Here is a 16,083-nt window from a genome sequence, read left to right on the forward strand (position 1 = left end):
CCATACTCCTGGGCGATTTGATTGATGGTCTTCATCCCGCCGAGCGCCTCCAGCCCCACCTTGGCCTTGAACTCCGGCGGATGAACTCTGCGTTTTTTTGATTCAGTCATTGGTAACCCGTTTTTTTTGGATAGTGTCCCACTTAAACACCTGTCCCAAATTCGGGGTCCACTTCAGGGTATCAAGTTGACGCCGTTCAATTATTGCCCTCCAGATGGTCAGTTTTCGGTCGGTGTCATCAGCGAGAACATCAAATCTGAGCGTGATAACGTCAATTTTTGGTTTCCTGACCATAGCAAGGAATACCAGGTGCAACAGGAACACTGAAGGCCCATTCAATGTTAAGTCGGCGTTTCCAATTTATTAATCATTTTGTAATGCAAGTTGACTTGTCCTCTGTTGATCACCGGATCCCCCCTGTTTATCCACAGGCTTATCCCGTGACGCCAACTCTTGGCGAGGCTAACATGGTCGTTTGATTTTCTGGTACCCAATGTCTGCTGTTTTCTCCCCCCATTTGAGCGAGTTTCCCGCCAATCTTTCGTCTGACAGTCAAATCGCCAAGTTGCGTGTCCCACCTAACTCGATTGAGGCTGAGTCGAGCGTATTGGGCGGGCTCTTGCTTGACAACGGAGCTTGGGACCGGGTGGGCGATTTGTTGGTGGATTCCGACTTTTATCGGCACGAGCACCAGTTGATCTACGCCGCGATGGGTGCCTTGATCAACGCTTCAAAGCCGGCGGATGTGATCACTGTCAGCGAGTATTTGCAAAATCAGGGCAAGACCGCAGAAATGGGTGGCTTGGGTTACCTCAACTCCTTGGCCCAATATGTGCCCAGCGCCAGCAATATCCGCCGCTATGCGGAAATTGTTCGTGAGCGGTCCATTTTGCGCAAACTGGTTTCTGCCAGTGATGAGATCGCCACCAATGCTTTCAACCCGCAGGGCAAGGCGATCGATCGTATCCTGGACGAGGCAGAGCAAAAGATTTTCAACATCGGCGAAGAAGGCTCCCGCATGAAGCAGGGCTTTCAGTCGATGGACACGCTGGTTGTTGAACTGCTCGACCGTGTTCAGGAAATGGCGAACAATCCCAACGACATCACTGGGGTGCCCACAGGTTTTTACGACCTTGACCGCATGACTTCCGGCTTGCAGCCAGGTGATCTCGTGGTTTTGGCTGCCCGACCCTCTATGGGAAAAACTGCTTTTGCCATCAATATTGCTGAGCACGTGGCCTTGAACGAGGGTTTGCCTGTGGCAGTTTTTTCCATGGAAATGGGGGCATCGCAGCTCGCAGTGCGTGTGGTTGGCTCGATCGGGCGAATTGATCAGGGGCACTTGAGGACTGGCAAGCTCAGCGATGACGAATGGCCAAGACTGACCGAGGCCATCGAAAAGCTGCGCACTGTGTCTTTGCACATCGATGAAACACCGGGGCTCACGCCCTCAGAGTTGCGTGCCAACGCCAGGCGCCTGGCGAGGCAGTGCGGAAAGCTCGGATTGATTGTGGTCGACTATTTGCAACTCATGAGTGGCTCTGGCGGCTCAGGTGGCGATAACCGGGCCACAGAACTAGGCGAAATTTCTCGGGGTCTAAAAATGCTGGCCAAAGAACTGCAGTGCCCGGTCATTGCGCTGTCGCAGCTGAACCGAAGCGTAGAGCAACGCACCGACAAGCGCCCCATGATGAGTGATTTGAGAGAATCAGGCGCCATTGAGCAGGACGCCGACATCATCATGTTCATTTACCGCGATGACTATTACAACAAGGATTCCAAAGATCCTGGCGTGGCCGAAATCATCATCGGCAAGCAGCGGAACGGCCCAACCGGAACGACCCGGCTGACCTTCCTGAAGAACCTGACACGTTTCGAAAGCCTGGCTTCGGGTCTGAGTGACGACTACTGAGACCCGAAGGGTTTAGCGCCGCTTTGATCAGAGGGCATCGCTGGCAAAGTCGGCCAGCCTGGAGCGCTCTCCTCGAGCCAGGGTGATGTGGCCACCATGTGCCCAGCCCTTGAAGCGGTCCACGGCATACGTCAGACCTGAGGAGCCTTCAGTCAGATAAGGTGTATCAATCTGGGCCAGATTACCCATGCAGATGATCTTTGTGCCGGGGCCTGCCCTTGTGATCAGGGTTTTCATTTGCTTGGGCGTCAAGTTCTGCGCTTCATCGATGATGACGTACTTGTTCATGAAGGTGCGACCTCGCATGAAGTTCATGCTCTTTATCTTGATACGACTTTTGATCAATTCATTGGTAGCAGCCCGACCCCATTCCCCGGAATTACCACCATCGCCCTTGGCCAGAAATTCCAGGTTGTCGTCCAATGCGCCCATCCAGGGGCCCATTTTTTCCTCTTCGGTCCCAGGTAAAAATCCGATGTCTTCACCCACGCTCACCGTAGCCCTGGTCATGATGATTTCGGTGTAACGGCGGTCATCGAGGACTTGTGTCAAACCCGCAGCAAGTGCCATCAGGGTCTTGCCTGTTCCAGCCGTTCCAGCCAAAGTCACAAAGTCGATGTCCGGATCCGTCAGCAAATTCATCGCGAAATTTTGTTCCCGATTGCGAGTCGTAACGCCCCAAATGGCATTTTTTTGGTGGTTGAAGTCTTTCAGTGTGCGCAGCACGGCAGTTTTTCCGCGGATCTCGGTCACTCGCGCGTACAAGCTGGGCTCGCCAGGTGCCTCAAAATAAACGAACTGGTTCATGAATAGGCTGGGCACGATCGGGCCGGAGATCCGGTAAAAAGTGTGTGTGCCTTGTTGCCAACTTTCGACGGTCTTGCCATTCCTGATCCAGAAATCGGGTGGCAAGGACAGCGACCCGGGGTACAGAAGGTCGCCATCTTCAAGAGTTTTGTCGTTTTGATAATCCTCGGCGTGCAGGCCCAAAGCACGCGCCTTGACCCGCATGTTGATGTCTTTGGAGACAAGAACAACTTCACGTGGCGCATGCAATTGCCCCAGTGCTTTGACAACACCCAAGATCTGGTTGTCCGCCTTGCCTTGTGGCAGGGCCAATGGCAGGCTGAGGTCTAGCGCTTGTGTCTGGAAGAAAAGTTGACCAACGGCATCGGTGTGGCCTGTCGCACTTAATGGCGAGCCTTTACCCAAATCGGCGCCCTGCGCGGAGGCCAGGGCATCCAGTGAACGGCTGGCTTGTCGCGCATTGCGCGCTACTTCGGTCATGCCTTTTTTGTGACCATCCAGTTCTTCCAGCACGATCATTGGCAAGAAGACATCGTGCTCTTCGAACCGAAAAAGACTCATGGGATCGTGCATGAGCACATTGGTATCGAGCACAAACAGTTTGCTTGGTCCCGTTCTGCGTTTGGGCCGACTCACTGGCGCTGAGCCCTGTTTCGTGGGTGCGGGCTCACGCGCTGATGGTTCACTAACACCCGAAGTAACCGCTGAATCAATACGAGACGCCGGTGCCTTGCGGGGACGGACGACACGTTTGGACTCTGCGGCGACAGCTTGCTCGGCAGGCTGTAGAAACTTCTTGGTTTCGATCTGTACCAATGCGGTTGGGCTTTCAATTTCAGCCGACAGTTCCTCGAATGCTTTGTGGGTCAAGCGACTGGCGCGTTGGGTTGGTGCGGGTGGGAGTGGCATGGACAAAGGCCTCTTGAATGGTAAAAAAGTCAGGCGCTGAAAAATAAAAAAGCCGCCTGGAGGCCTAGGCGGCTTTTTGTTTCAGGGAAGAAGGGGGCTGAATTTCAGTGGCATGAAATCATTATGCATGAGCCGAAAGACAAAACATTCCCATTTGAATCAAGCAACCGTGGCGGCTTTCTTCAGGTCTTTGACGGCCTTCAGGACTTCTTCCACATGGCCAGGTACTTTCAGGCCGCGCCACTCTTGTTTGAGGGTGCCGTCAGTACCGATCAAAAAAGTGCTGCGCTCAATGCCTTTGACTTTTTTACCGTACATGATTTTATTTTTAACCACACCGAACATGTGGCACATTTTTTCTTCGGTATCGGCAATCAACTCGAATGGCAATTCAAGTTTGGATTTGAAATCATCATGTGATTTCATGTTGTCGCGCGACACACCCAGAACCATGGCGCCTGCTTTGACAAAATCCTTGTATTTGTCTCGAAACTGCATGGCTTCGGTGGTGCAGCCGGGTGTATTGTCTTTGGGGTAGAAAAACAAAACAACAGGTTGTCCAACGTGGGAAATGTTGGAAACTTTCAGGCCGCTCGTAGCGTTCGCTTCAAATTCGGGGAGGGGTTTGTTAAGAACGATCGCCATAAAACTTTGATCTCGCTTGACAGGTTGAGCGCTTGCCGCCACCAAGTGACGTCAGAACAGCTAAAGGCCGAGGGCCTTGGCAACCTCATATTTTACTCTGAATGGGGGCATCGAACGGACAGATTCCAGAAACAAGGGTTTGTCTGAAACGCATGCTTTAGGGTTCCAGCAGCAAAGCGACCACGACTTTTCGCCCTTCGCTGGCCAAAATGTTGTAGGTGCGGCAGGCTGCGGGGGTGTCCATGGTTTCAAGCCCGATGCCGAGTTCTACAAGCGATCTTAGCCAGGCTGGCTGAGGAAAGCGCAAGCGTTGCCCACTGCCAAAAATGACCAATTCGGCACCGCAGGTGGACAAAATGTCGAAATCTGTTGATTTCAAGTCCTCAAATCGGGAGACTTCCCACTTGTCAGGTGTTGAGCCAGGCAGGCTGTTGACGGTCAGTGAGTGGGAAAATTTCTGGCCATTGACCTCAATCCATCCTGCGCCGTAAGCATTGATGGTGAGGCCGTTGGATTTGTCCGGTTGTAGTTTCATGGGTTGACCTGGAAGGGCTGTGCGACTTCAGTCCGGCTTTAGAGCCGTTGCTCTTGTATTTGAGGCCGAAATGCTCTGGAAATGTGGTCAAATTATAGGTTTTCCCCTTCGCAACCGCCTTTGGAGGCACTTTGAAGCCCATTCAAAAATCTGCCAAGCTCGCCAATGTTTGTTATGACATTCGTGGCCCCATCATGGACCGCGCCCGTCAGATGGAAGAGGACGGTCAAAAGATCATCAAATTGAACATCGGAAACCTGGCAGTTTTCGGATTTGATGCGCCTGAAGAAATTCAGCAAGACATGATTCGAAACCTGCCTAATTCAGCCGGTTACTCCGACAGCAAAGGCATTTTTGCAGCGCGCAAAGCCGTCATGCACGAAACTCAAAAGCAGGGCATTCTGGGCGTCACGCTTGACGACATATACCTGGGAAACGGCGCCAGCGAATTGATTGTCATGGCCACCAATGGCTTGCTGGACAACGGCGATGAGGTGCTTTTGCCAGCGCCGGATTACCCGCTGTGGACTGCAGCTGCCAGTTTGTCGGGCGGCACCCCCGTGCACTACAGGTGTGAGGAGTCGAATGGCTGGATGCCTGATTTGGCAGATATTCGGGCGAAAGTCACGCCACGGACCAAGGGCATCGTGGTGATCAACCCCAACAACCCTACGGGGGCCTTGTACAGCGACGATTTACTCAAAGGCATCGTCTCGATTGCGCGCGAGCATGGCCTGGTCATTTTCGCTGACGAGGTCTATGACAAGGTTTTGTACGACGGCGTCAAACACACGCCCATGGCCAGCCTGTCTCAGGATGTGCTGACCTTGACATTCAACTCGCTGTCCAAGAGTTACCGTTCTTGCGGCTACCGGGCCGGTTGGATGATCATTTCGGGGGATAAAAAAAATGCCCGCGACTACATCGAGGGCCTGAACATGCTCTCCAACATGCGCTTGTGTGCCAACGTGCCTGGCCAATGGGCCATTCAGACCGCTCTGGGCGGACACCAGAGCATCAACGAATTAGTGGGTGAGGGCGGACGTCTGCGCAAGCAGCGCGATTTGGCCTACGACCTGATCACGGCCATCCCTGGCGTGACGTGTGTCAAGCCGCATGCTGCCCTGTACATGTTCCCCAGGCTGGACGCCCGGATTTACCCGGTTAAAGATGACCAGGAGTTTTTCTTGCAATTGCTGGAGGAAACCAAAGTCATGCTGGTCCAGGGTACAGGTTTCAATTGGCCCCACGCCGATCATTTCCGGATTGTGTTTTTGCCGCATGAGGATGACTTGCGCGAAGCGATTGCGCGCATGGCGCGTTTTCTTGAGGGGGCCCGCAAACGTTTCGGCACTGAGGCCTTGGTGGCCTAAATTGAAGAATTGATGCCCGATTTTTTCGGGTGGACTGCAGCAAAGAAGTTAAAAAAATGAAACCGATCAAAGTAGGCCTATTGGGCATTGGCACAGTGGGCAGCGGCACTTTCAACGTGCTCAAGCGCAACCAGGAAGAGATCCAGCGCCGCGCCGGACGCGGCATTGAAATTGCCATGGTGGCTGACCTGGATGTGGCGCGTGCCAAAGAAGTGGTGGGCGAGGGTATCCAAGTGGTGGCCGACGCCCGTGCTGTGATTGCCAACCCCGAAATCGACATCGTCATCGAGCTGATCGGTGGTTACGGCATTGCCAAAGCGCTGGTGCTGGAAGCCATTGCTGCTGGTAAACACGTGGTCACAGCCAACAAGGCCTTGCTGGCGGTGCATGGCACGGAAATCTTTGCGGCAGCGCAGGCCAAAGGCGTGATGGTGGCTTTCGAGGCCGCCGTGGCTGGCGGCATACCGATCATCAAGGCGCTGCGTGAGGGCCTGACTGCCAACAGCATTCAGTGGGTGGCCGGCATTATCAATGGCACCACCAACTTCATCCTGTCCGAGATGCGTGACAAAGGCCTCGATTTCGGGGTGGTGCTCAAGGAAGCCCAGCGCTTGGGTTATGCCGAGGCCGATCCGACTTTTGACATTGAGGGTGTGGATGCCGCCCATAAGGTCACCTTGATGAGTGCCATTGCTTTTGGCATTCCGGTGCAGTTTGACAAGGCCTACGTGGAAGGCATCACGAAACTGGGCGCTGCCGACATCAAATACGCCGAGCAACTGGGCTACCGAATCAAGCTCTTAGGCATCACCAAGCGCACAGCGCAAGGCATTGAGCTGCGTGTTCACCCGAGCTTGGTGCCCACCCAGCGTCTGATTGCCAATGTTGAGGGCGCCATGAACGCCGTGATGGTACAAGGCGATGCTGTAGGCACAACCCTTTATTACGGCAAAGGTGCGGGCGCTGAGCCAACGGCAAGCGCTGTGATCGCCGACTTGGTGGACATCACCCGTTTGCACACCGCAGACCCGCTCAACAGGGTGCCGCATTTGGCATTCCAGCCTGGGGCCATGAGCAATTTGTCAGTGCTGCCGATGTCTGAAGTGGTGACCAGTTATTACCTGCGTTTGCGCGTGGCTGATCAAGCAGGTGTTTTGGCCAAGTTGACCGGTTTGCTGGCACAAGCTGATATCAGCATTGACGCGGTTTTGCAGCGTGAGGCCGACCAGGTGAGCCTGGCGGGCGAAAACCAGACCGATGTGATCATCCTGACCCACGACACCCGAGAAGGCACCTTGAACGATGTCTTGGCCCAAATGCAGGCTTTGCCGACCGTGATGGCTCCGATTGTGCGCATTCGCAAGGAAGAGTTGAACTGATGCGTTACCTATCGACGCGCGGTCATGCTGACCGCAAACAATTTTGCGAAATATTGCTCGAAGGCTTGGCGCCTGATGGCGGTCTTTATCTGCCTGAAAACTATCCGCAACTGGACATTGCAGGGCTCACGCGGCTGCGTGAGATTTGGCAAAGCCAGGGTTATGCAGGTTTGGCTTTCGAGATTTTGTCCTTGTACATCGACGATATTCCACGCGATGACCTGCAGGCCTTGTGCCGCAAGACTTACACAGCAGAAGTATTTGGCACAAAAGAAATTGTGCCGCTCAAACCTTTGCAAGCTCCGGGCCAAAGCCAGCCGGACCTGTATCTGGAAGCCTTGTCCAACGGCCCCACCTTGGCGTTCAAGGACATGGCTATGCAGCTGCTGGGCAATTTGTTTGAGTATGAGTTGGCACGACGTGGCGAAGAGCTCAACATTTTGGGCGCAACATCGGGCGACACAGGCAGCGCTGCCGAATACGCCATGCGTGGCAAAAAGGGCGTGAGGGTCTTCATGACCAGCCCGAATGGCCGTATGAGCCCGTTTCAGCAAGCCCAGATGTTCAGCCTGCTGGACAAGAACATCTACAACATCGCCATCGATGGCGTGTTCGATGATTGCCAGGACATCGTCAAGGCTGTGTCCAACGACCTGGCTTTCAAGCGTCGCTTCAAGATCGGTACAGTCAATTCAATCAACTGGGCTCGCTTGCTGGCTCAGGTCGTGTACTACTTTGCCGGCTACTTCCAGGCGACACAAAACAACGACCAGAAAGTCAGCTTCACAGTGCCCAGTGGCAACTTTGGCAATGTGTGCGCGGGTCATGTAGCCCGCATGATGGGCTTGCCAATCGACCGTCTGGTGGTTGCCACCAACGAAAACGATGTGCTTGACGAGTTCTTCCACACAGGCATCTACCACGTGCGTGGCGCCACCAATACCCATGAGACTTCCAGTCCCTCGATGGACATCTCCAAAGCCAGTAATTTCGAGCGTTTTGTTTTTGATCTGCTTGAACGTGATGACACCCAAACCAAAGCCATTTTTGGCGAAGCGTTGAGTCGCGAAGGTTTTTTTGATTTATCTGGTGATCCCCGCTTTGCCAAGGCCGCCAACGCTTACGGCTTTGAGAGTGGGCGCAGTAACCATGTCGACCGGCTGAAGACGATTCAGCAGGTATTTTCAAGCTATGGCATGGTGATTGACCCGCACACGGCTGATGGCGTGAAAGTGGCCAAAGAACATCTGAAGGCCCAAGTGCCCATGATCGTTCTCGAGACGGCACTGCCCATCAAGTTCGCATCGACCGTTGTGGAGGCCTTGGGCCGCCAGCCGGAGCGCCCCGCTCAATTTGTTGGCATCGAGTCTTTGCCCAAGCGGGTTCAAGTCATGCAGGCGGATGTCGACCTGATCAAGGCCTTCATCACACAACACTGCCAATGAGCCCAATGAGCCCAATGAGTCCTACCCCACGCGCCCCTTTGATGTCGCTCGATGACGCGTTGAAAACCTTGTTGGCCCATATCAAACCATTGACGACCTTGGAGTCCGTGGCCACCCTCGATGCCGATGGCCGCATCCTGGCGCAAGACGTGGTGTCCGGTTTGCAAGTGCCCGCCTTTGATAACTCGTCCATGGACGGCTATGCCGTTCGCAGTGCCGATGTTTCGCAAGCCGGCGTGGAGTTGACGGTGACGCAACGCATTGCCGCAGGTCACTTGGGGGCGCCACTTTTTCCAGGGCAGGCCGCCCGTATTTTCACGGGTGCACCCGTTCCAGTCGGTGCAGATGCCATCGTGGCTCAAGAGCAAACCGAACTTGTTGTCACAGACCATCCCGGTCGGGTTCGGTTTTTGACCTCTGCTGAGCCCGGGCAGTGGGTACGCCGCAGTGGGGAAGACGTTCTTCTGGGCGACACCGTATTGAAGCGCGGACAAAAACTCGGACCTGCGGAGCTTGGGTTGGCCGCCAGTCTTGGCTTGGCGCATCTCCAAGTCATGTCACGGCCCAAGGTGGCTTTGTTCTCAACGGGCGACGAACTGGTCATGCCCGGTGACGTCGCACCTGAAGATATGCCGCCTGGTGCCATTTACAACTCCAACCGCTTTTTCTTGCGGGCTTTGCTGCACCGCTTGGGCTGCGAGGTCAGTGATCTGGGCATTGTTTCTGATCGCCGCGAAGCCACGGTAGCGGCCTTGAAATCTGCGGCAGAACACCATGATCTGATTCTCACCAGTGGTGGTGTTTCTGTTGGCGAAGAGGACCACGTGAAGCCTGCCGTGCAATCCTTGGGGGCGTTGGCGCTTTGGCAGATTGCCATGAAGCCTGGCAAACCCTTTGCCTACGGGCATGTGCGGCGTGAGACTGCAAGCGGTGTGGCTCACTTTGTGGGCTTGCCGGGCAACCCCGTGTCGAGCTTCATGACGTTTTTACTGTTGGTAAAACCCTTGCTACTGGCTCTGCAGGGTGCCGAGCAAATGGCCCCTGTCTCTTTGAAATTGCCGGCGCATTTTGATTGGGCAAAGGCCGATAAACGGCGTGAATTTTTGCGCGTCCGTCGCAATGCACAAGGCGGTTTGGATCTCTTTCCGAACCAAAGTTCAGGTGTTCTGACATCCTTGGTTTGGGGCGATGGCGTGGTGGATAACCCCGGTGGTCAGACCATTGTCCATAATGACGTGGTCGACTTCTGGCCATTTTCGGAGTGGTTGTCATGAAGATCCAGGTGCGTTACTTTGCGTCTTTGCGCGAAACCATCGGCTTTGCTGCTGAAGCGGTTGACACTGCCTGCGAAGACGTTGCCAGTCTTCGCCTTGAGTTGATAGCCCGTGGTGGCGCCTATTCAGAATGCCTTGCCATCGGACGGCCTGTGCGTGTTGCCGTCAATCAGGTCATGGCCCATGATGCGACGCCTTTGTCAGACCATGGTGAGGTGGCCTTTTTCCCACCTGTCACCGGAGGCTAGCTTCCATGTTTCCCCGCGTTTTCATCCAAACCGAAGACTTTGATGTTTCTCAAGAGCTGACGGCCTTGAGGGCCAATGATTTGCGCGTGGGCGCTGTGTGCAGTTTTGTGGGCACGGTGCGCGATACCCGTGCCTTGACTGGCGTAGCGCAGGATGAAGTTCAGGCCATGGAGCTTGAGCATTACCCAGGCATGACAGAGAAATCCATAGAAGACATGATCGACCAGGCGCACAAGCGATTTGATTTTTATGCCGCTCGGGTGGTACACCGCGTGGGCCGCTTGCTACCAGCTGACCAAATCGTTTTTGTGGCGGTCACTTCAGCGCATCGGGGCGAAAGTTTCAAGGCTTGCGAATTTCTCATGGACTACCTGAAAACCCAAGCACCGTTCTGGAAAAAAGAGCAAACCCCTCAAGGCGCGCAATGGGTCGATGCGCGTGTAGCCGACGATGCGGCTTTGGCAAGATGGGGCATTGTCGCCAACAACGCCTGAGCTTGTCTCAGTGCTTGTAAGTTTGTTGATCCGCAGCTGTGCCACGCGCGTTGTCTGAATGGGGCTCAGTGGTTTGAGCTGAATAAATCCATTCGGCTTTCTCCATGGATTGACGAATTAAATGGATCATGCCGTGAACCAGCTGTGCTTGTAAGTTCAGCTGGCACGACTGAATAGCCTCGCCTATTTTTTTTTGAAAAATGATTTGCAGGCTGCCATTTGGCTGCACGCTAAGCTGCGCGTCGGTCACCAATAAAGGCTCGTCACCCAAAGGCAATTGTTGCGCGTGTGTTTCGTAGGGGGTTGAAAAGTCTGCTGTTTGTAAAAAAGCATCGCGTTTGAGTTCCGTCAACATTTGCTGCGATGTGTGGTCAATGGCGGCTATGCCGGGTTGTGCGGCCTCAAGACGGACAACTGACGCTTGCATTGCAGGCAGCAGTCGGATGGCCATTCGACGTGTCAGCCAGAAACGAAATTCCTGACCATCTTGGGTATTGAGTCGAAGCAACAAGCGATCTTGCCGCTCCTCGTGGCTAACGGAAAGCTGGTGAATGTTCATGTTTTGATTTTAGGCAATGTGACAAGGCCCTCCAAGTCTTGAAAATGGGTAATGATCCCCAAACTGTCGGCTACAGGAGAATATTCATGCGCCTTGATAAATTGACGACCAAATTCCACGAAGCCCTGTCTGATGCCCAGTCGCTGGCCCTTGGCCGTGACCATGCCTACATTGAGCCTGCTCACGTTCTGGTGGCGATGCTCAAGCAAGAAGAAGGACCAAAAGCCTTGTTGTTGCGTGCGGGCGTTCAGGTGCAGGGCTTGGCCATGGCTGCCGAAGCTGCGGTGGGTCGTTTGCCTCAAGTCACGGGGCAAGAGCAGGTGCAGGTGGGGCCTGAACTGGGCAAGGTGTTGCAGGCTTGTGAAAAAGAAGCCATGAAACGGGGCGACGCCTTCATCGCCAGTGAACTGTTTTTGTTGGCCATCGCTGACAACAAGGGTGATATCGGGCGCTTGGCCAAAGAGCACGGGCTCAGTCGCAAAAGCCTGGAGACGGCAATTGATGCAGTGCGTGGTGGGCAAACTGTGGGCAATGCGGAAGCAGAGGGCCAGCGTGAAGCCCTTAAAAAATACTGCATTGACCTCACGGAGAGGGCGCGGATGGGCAAGCTCGACCCTGTCATTGGCCGGGACGATGAAATTCGCCGAGCAATTCAGGTTTTGCAGCGCCGTACCAAAAATAACCCGGTGCTGATTGGCGAGCCTGGGGTGGGCAAGACCGCGATTGTTGAGGGCCTGGCCCAACGCATCGTGGCCGGGGAGGTGCCCGATTCGCTCAAGGGCAAGCGGGTTTTGTCGCTTGATATGGCCGCTTTGCTGGCGGGCGCCAAATTCCGAGGCGAGTTTGAAGAGCGACTGAAAACCGTGCTGAGTGAACTGGCCAAAGACGAAGGCCAAACCATTGTTTTCATTGATGAGTTGCACACCATGGTTGGGGCTGGCAAGGCTGAGGGCGCCATGGATGCGGGCAATATGCTCAAGCCCGCATTGGCAAGAGGTGAACTGCATTGCGTGGGTGCCACGACGCTGGATGAATACCGAAAGTACATCGAAAAAGATGCGGCCTTGGAGCGGCGATTTCAAAAAATACTGGTCAACGAACCTTCCGTTGAGGCGACCATTGCCATCTTGCGTGGTTTACAAGAGAGGTATGAAATTCACCACGGTGTGGACATCACGGATCCAGCGATTGTCGCAGCGGCAGAACTGAGCCACCGCTACATCACCGATCGATTCCTGCCCGACAAGGCCATTGACCTGATCGACGAGGCTGCAGCCAAGATCAAGATTGAAATCGACTCCAAACCCGAAGTGATGGACAAGCTCGATCGCCGACTGATCCAGTTGCAGATTGAGCGTGAAGCGGTGCGCAAAGAGCACGATGAAGCCTCGCAAAAACGGTTTGCCTTGATTGAGGAAGAGATCGTCAAACTCAAAAAAGAAGCGGCCGATCTGGAAGAAATCTGGCGCGCCGAAAAGGCCCAAGCACAAGGCGGACAGCAAGTGAGAGAGCAAATCGACCAGCTGCGCCAGCAAATTGAAGACCTGACACGCAAAGGTGACTTCAACAAAGTGGCTGAACTTCAATACGGCAAGTTGCCCGCGCTTGAAAAAACTTTGAAAGAGGTTCAGGCCAAAGAGGCGCTGCCGGGTGAAAAACCCGTTCACAGATTGCTGCGGACCCAGGTTGGCGCTGAAGAGATTGCTGAAGTCGTGTCACGTGCTACGGGCATTCCTGTTTCCAAAATGATGCAGGGGGAGCGTGAAAAATTGCTTCAGATGGAAGACAAACTTCATCAGCGTGTGGTGGGGCAGGACGAAGCCATTTCGGCTGTGGCCAATGCTATCCGTCGATCACGTTCAGGTTTGTCGGACCCCAACCGTCCAACCGGCTCCTTCCTGTTCTTGGGCCCTACGGGTGTGGGAAAAACCGAGCTTTGCAAAGCCCTTGCTGGGTTTTTGTTTGACAGTGAGGATCACCTGATCCGTGTCGACATGAGTGAGTTCATGGAGAAGCATTCGGTGGCACGCCTTATTGGTGCGCCTCCAGGCTATGTGGGCTACGAAGAGGGGGGCCACCTTACAGAGGCTGTGCGTCGCAAACCCTACAGCGTTCTGTTGCTCGACGAAGTCGAGAAAGCCCATCCAGATGTCTTCAACGTTTTGTTGCAGGTGTTGGACGACGGCCGTTTAACCGACGGCCAGGGCCGCACTGTTGACTTCAAAAATACGGTGATCGTGATGACCTCCAACCTGGGTTCAAGGCTCATTCAATCGATGGTGGGGCAACCGGAAGAAGACATCAAGGATGCCGTTTGGGATGAATTGAAAACCCACTTCCGGCCGGAATTTTTGAACCGCATCGACGAGACAGTCGTGTTCCATGGTCTGGATGCCGATCACATCGCATCGATTGCATCGATCCAGTTGCAGGTGCTCAAAGATCGTTTGCTTCGCATGGACCTGAACCTTGAGGTAACGCCTGGTGCATTGTCCGAGTTGGCCAAAGTGGGCTTTGACCCGATTTTTGGCGCCAGACCCCTTAAAAGGGCGATTCAACAACGCTTGGAAAACCCCTTATCGCGCTTGCTGCTGGAAGGGCGCTTTCCGCCCAAATGCCAAATTCAGGTCTCGGTCGATCCGGTACGTCATCCCGGGCAGTTCGATTTCAAAGTGGTTGAAGCGCACGACTGATCTCTGTCGATGCAATTTGGAAAGTCGGCAAACGCGTGACACACTAACTGCAGAAGGCTTGTGCACAATGCGTCCATGAAGACAAAAATTGCGGGCCACTTGTTGGTTGAATGCCTCCTTGCCCAAGGCGTAACCCATGCATTTGGTGTGCCCGGAGAAAGCTTTCTGGCCGTGCTGGACGGATTTCATGTGCACCGTGACGCCATTCTTTTTGTGACTTGCCGTCAAGAAGGCGGCGCAGCTTTCATGGCCGAAGCCCAAGGCAAGCTCACCGGCCGCCCCGGCATTTGCTTTGTCACGCGAGGCCCGGGTGCCACCAATGCGTCAATTGGGGTTCACACTGCCTTTCAGGATTCGACACCCATGGTCCTTTTTGTGGGTGATGTGGCCAGTGACACGCGCGACCGGGAAGCCTTCCAGGAAATGGACTACACCCATTTTTTCGGGCCTTCGACGAAAGGCATGGCCAAAAGGGTTGAACGTGTAGACGATCCCGAGCGCCTGCCCGAGTACATTGCGCGGGCATTTGCAATCGCCATGAATGGTCGCCCTGGCCCTGTGGTGTTGGTCTTGCCCGAGGACATGTTGACCCAAGCCATCCATACCGCCCAAGCCTTGCCCCGCGTGGAGCCTGTGCAAGCCTGGAGCGATCCAGGGGCTTTGCGTCAATTAAGAGACCTCCTGCTGGCGGCTCAAAAGCCCTTGGTCATTTGCGGTGGTGGGGGGTGGACGGTACAAGCTGCCCAGGCGCTCCAGCGCTTCGCTGAAAACTGGCAGTTGCCTGTTGCCAACGCATTCCGTTTTCAAGACACCTTCGACAACCACCATCCCCAATATGCCGGTGATGTGGGCATTGGCATTAGCCCGGCTTTGGCCAAGTGTGTGCGAGAGTCGGATCTGATTTTGGCCATTGGTCCCCGTCTCGGCGAGATGACGACCGGTGGTTACACCTTGCTGCAAGCGCCCAAAACCTTGCAAAAATTGGTTCATATTCATGGCAGTGCAGAGGAGCTAAACCGTGTTTACCAAGCGGATTTGGCCATTCTCTCCACCATGAACGCAGCGGCACGAAGTCTGGAGGTTTTAACGGCGCCACCCTCACTGCCTTGGTCCGAATGGACTCGTTCGGCACATGAAGGCTACCTTGACAACCTGAAGCCCCAATCCTTACCGGGTGATGTGGACATGCCCGTGATCGTGGGCTTGTTGCAAAAACATTTGCCTGCGGATGCCGTGTTGACGAATGGAGCCGGTAATTTCGCGAGCTGGATGCATCGATTCTTCAAGCACCATGGCTTGGTCAAAGGTCACAAGACCCAGTTGGCCCCGACCGTGGGCGCCATGGGTTACGGTGTACCGGCAGGCATCGCCGCGAATATTTTGACCGGAAGGACGGCCTTCACCATTGCTGGGGATGGTGATTTTTTAATGAATGGTCAAGAACTGGCCACCGCTGTACAGCATGGTGGTAAGAGCATCATTTTGTTATTGAACAATGGCATGTTTGGCACGATTCGAATGCACCAAGAGCGCGAATACCCAACCCATGTGACAGGGTCAAAACTCCAGAATCCTGATTTTGTGGCCTTGGCTCAAGCCTATGGTTATGCAGGTGTTCGAATTCACAAGACGGCTCAATTTGAAGAGCACCTGTTGGCTGCTTTGGCTCGATCTGAGGGAACTTTGATTGAAGTGGTGCTTGATCCAGAAGTCATTACCACTCGAGGAACACTGCAAGCCATTACGCAAGCTGCATTGGCCAGGCAAGCTGAGTGACACTTTGGCTCTTTAATCTTGCCATTGTCAAATG

General features: G+C 54.3%; 13 protein-coding genes. 9 read left to right on the top strand and 4 right to left on the bottom strand.

The window, feature by feature from the left end:
* Positions 1-493 precede the first annotated feature (493 nt).
* Positions 494-1,912 (top strand): replicative DNA helicase, encoded by a 1,419-nt coding sequence (dnaB, locus tag B9Z45_RS13325; protein WP_108407714.1) that lies wholly within the window; start codon positions 494-496, stop codon positions 1,910-1,912.
* 27 nt (positions 1,913-1,939) lie between these two features.
* Here the strand turns inward: dnaB and B9Z45_RS13330 are convergent, their stop codons facing one another.
* The 3 genes from B9Z45_RS13330 to B9Z45_RS13340 form a co-directional block, all read right to left on the bottom strand.
* Entirely contained in the window at positions 1,940-3,628 is a 1,689-nt protein-coding gene (locus B9Z45_RS13330) for a PhoH family protein (RefSeq protein ID WP_108407715.1), read from the bottom strand.
* A gap of 159 nt (positions 3,629-3,787) precedes the next feature.
* The gene (locus B9Z45_RS13335) at positions 3,788-4,273 is read right to left on the bottom strand and encodes a peroxiredoxin (protein ID WP_108407716.1); all 486 of its coding nucleotides are present in this window, start codon (positions 4,271-4,273) and stop codon (positions 3,788-3,790) included.
* A gap of 157 nt (positions 4,274-4,430) precedes the next feature.
* Complete coding sequence (locus B9Z45_RS13340) at positions 4,431-4,808, bottom strand: Mth938-like domain-containing protein (RefSeq protein WP_108407717.1); 378 nt, start codon at positions 4,806-4,808, stop codon at positions 4,431-4,433.
* Positions 4,809-4,939: 131 nt separating this feature from the next.
* Between B9Z45_RS13340 and B9Z45_RS13345 the strand changes: the two genes are divergently transcribed.
* Genes B9Z45_RS13345 through B9Z45_RS13370 form a run of 6 tightly spaced genes read left to right on the top strand, consistent with a single transcriptional unit; the run spans position 4,940 to position 11,021 of the window.
* Positions 4,940-6,181, top strand: a complete 1,242-nt coding sequence (locus B9Z45_RS13345; protein ID WP_108407718.1) for a pyridoxal phosphate-dependent aminotransferase — start codon at positions 4,940-4,942, stop codon at positions 6,179-6,181.
* Positions 6,182-6,237: 56 nt separating this feature from the next.
* Positions 6,238-7,560 carry a homoserine dehydrogenase gene (locus tag B9Z45_RS13350; protein WP_108407757.1) on the top strand — a complete coding sequence of 441 codons (1,323 nt, stop codon included), beginning with the start codon at positions 6,238-6,240 and terminating at the stop codon, positions 7,558-7,560.
* Positions 7,560-9,005, top strand: a complete 1,446-nt coding sequence (gene thrC, locus B9Z45_RS13355) for a threonine synthase (RefSeq protein WP_108407719.1) — start codon at positions 7,560-7,562, stop codon at positions 9,003-9,005. The genes B9Z45_RS13350 and thrC overlap by 1 nt, the downstream gene beginning before the upstream one ends.
* 14 nt (positions 9,006-9,019) lie before the next feature.
* Positions 9,020-10,279 (top strand): gephyrin-like molybdotransferase Glp, encoded by a 1,260-nt coding sequence (glp, locus tag B9Z45_RS13360; protein ID WP_108407720.1) that lies wholly within the window; start codon positions 9,020-9,022, stop codon positions 10,277-10,279.
* Complete coding sequence (gene moaD / locus B9Z45_RS13365; protein ID WP_108407721.1) at positions 10,276-10,527, top strand: molybdopterin converting factor subunit 1; 252 nt, start codon at positions 10,276-10,278, stop codon at positions 10,525-10,527. The genes glp and moaD overlap by 4 nt, the downstream gene beginning before the upstream one ends.
* 5 nt (positions 10,528-10,532) lie before the next feature.
* The gene (locus tag B9Z45_RS13370; protein WP_108407722.1) at positions 10,533-11,021 is read left to right on the top strand and encodes a molybdenum cofactor biosynthesis protein MoaE; all 489 of its coding nucleotides are present in this window, start codon (positions 10,533-10,535) and stop codon (positions 11,019-11,021) included.
* A gap of 7 nt (positions 11,022-11,028) precedes the next feature.
* Here B9Z45_RS13370 and B9Z45_RS13375 read toward each other — a convergent pair whose 3' ends face one another.
* Positions 11,029-11,580 (bottom strand): hypothetical protein, encoded by a 552-nt coding sequence (locus tag B9Z45_RS13375; RefSeq protein WP_199221907.1) that lies wholly within the window; start codon positions 11,578-11,580, stop codon positions 11,029-11,031.
* 86 nt (positions 11,581-11,666) lie between these two features.
* Between B9Z45_RS13375 and clpB the strand changes: the two genes are divergently transcribed.
* On the top strand, positions 11,667-14,273 hold the full coding sequence (gene clpB, locus B9Z45_RS13380; protein WP_108407723.1) for an ATP-dependent chaperone ClpB: 2,607 nt from the start codon (positions 11,667-11,669) through the stop codon (positions 14,271-14,273).
* 75 nt (positions 14,274-14,348) lie between these two features.
* Complete coding sequence (locus B9Z45_RS13385) at positions 14,349-16,049, top strand: thiamine pyrophosphate-binding protein (RefSeq protein WP_108407724.1); 1,701 nt, start codon at positions 14,349-14,351, stop codon at positions 16,047-16,049.
* The last annotated feature ends 34 nt before the right edge of the window (positions 16,050-16,083 follow it).

It is taken from the genome of Limnohabitans sp. 2KL-17, from assembly GCF_003063415.1.
Lineage (GTDB): Bacteria > Pseudomonadota > Gammaproteobacteria > Burkholderiales > Burkholderiaceae_C > Limnohabitans_A.

Bases quoted from the DNA above. Each gene is read 5' to 3' on its own strand.
- dnaB (WP_108407714.1), top strand. From the start codon at position 494: ATGTCTGCTGTTTTCTCCCCCCATTTGAGCGAGTTTCCCGCCAATCTT.
- B9Z45_RS13330 (WP_108407715.1), bottom strand. From the start codon at position 3,628: ATGCCACTCCCACCCGCACCAACCCAACGCGCCAGTCGCTTGACCCAC.
- B9Z45_RS13335 (WP_108407716.1), bottom strand. From the start codon at position 4,273: ATGGCGATCGTTCTTAACAAACCCCTCCCCGAATTTGAAGCGAACGCT.
- B9Z45_RS13340 (WP_108407717.1), bottom strand. From the start codon at position 4,808: ATGAAACTACAACCGGACAAATCCAACGGCCTCACCATCAATGCTTAC.
- B9Z45_RS13350 (WP_108407757.1), top strand. From the start codon at position 6,238: ATGAAACCGATCAAAGTAGGCCTATTGGGCATTGGCACAGTGGGCAGC.
- thrC (WP_108407719.1), top strand. From the start codon at position 7,560: ATGCGTTACCTATCGACGCGCGGTCATGCTGACCGCAAACAATTTTGC.
- glp (WP_108407720.1), top strand. From the start codon at position 9,020: ATGAGTCCTACCCCACGCGCCCCTTTGATGTCGCTCGATGACGCGTTG.
- moaD (WP_108407721.1), top strand. From the start codon at position 10,276: ATGAAGATCCAGGTGCGTTACTTTGCGTCTTTGCGCGAAACCATCGGC.
- B9Z45_RS13370 (WP_108407722.1), top strand. From the start codon at position 10,533: ATGTTTCCCCGCGTTTTCATCCAAACCGAAGACTTTGATGTTTCTCAA.
- B9Z45_RS13375 (WP_199221907.1), bottom strand. From the start codon at position 11,580: ATGAACATTCACCAGCTTTCCGTTAGCCACGAGGAGCGGCAAGATCGC.
- clpB (WP_108407723.1), top strand. From the start codon at position 11,667: ATGCGCCTTGATAAATTGACGACCAAATTCCACGAAGCCCTGTCTGAT.
- B9Z45_RS13385 (WP_108407724.1), top strand. From the start codon at position 14,349: ATGAAGACAAAAATTGCGGGCCACTTGTTGGTTGAATGCCTCCTTGCC.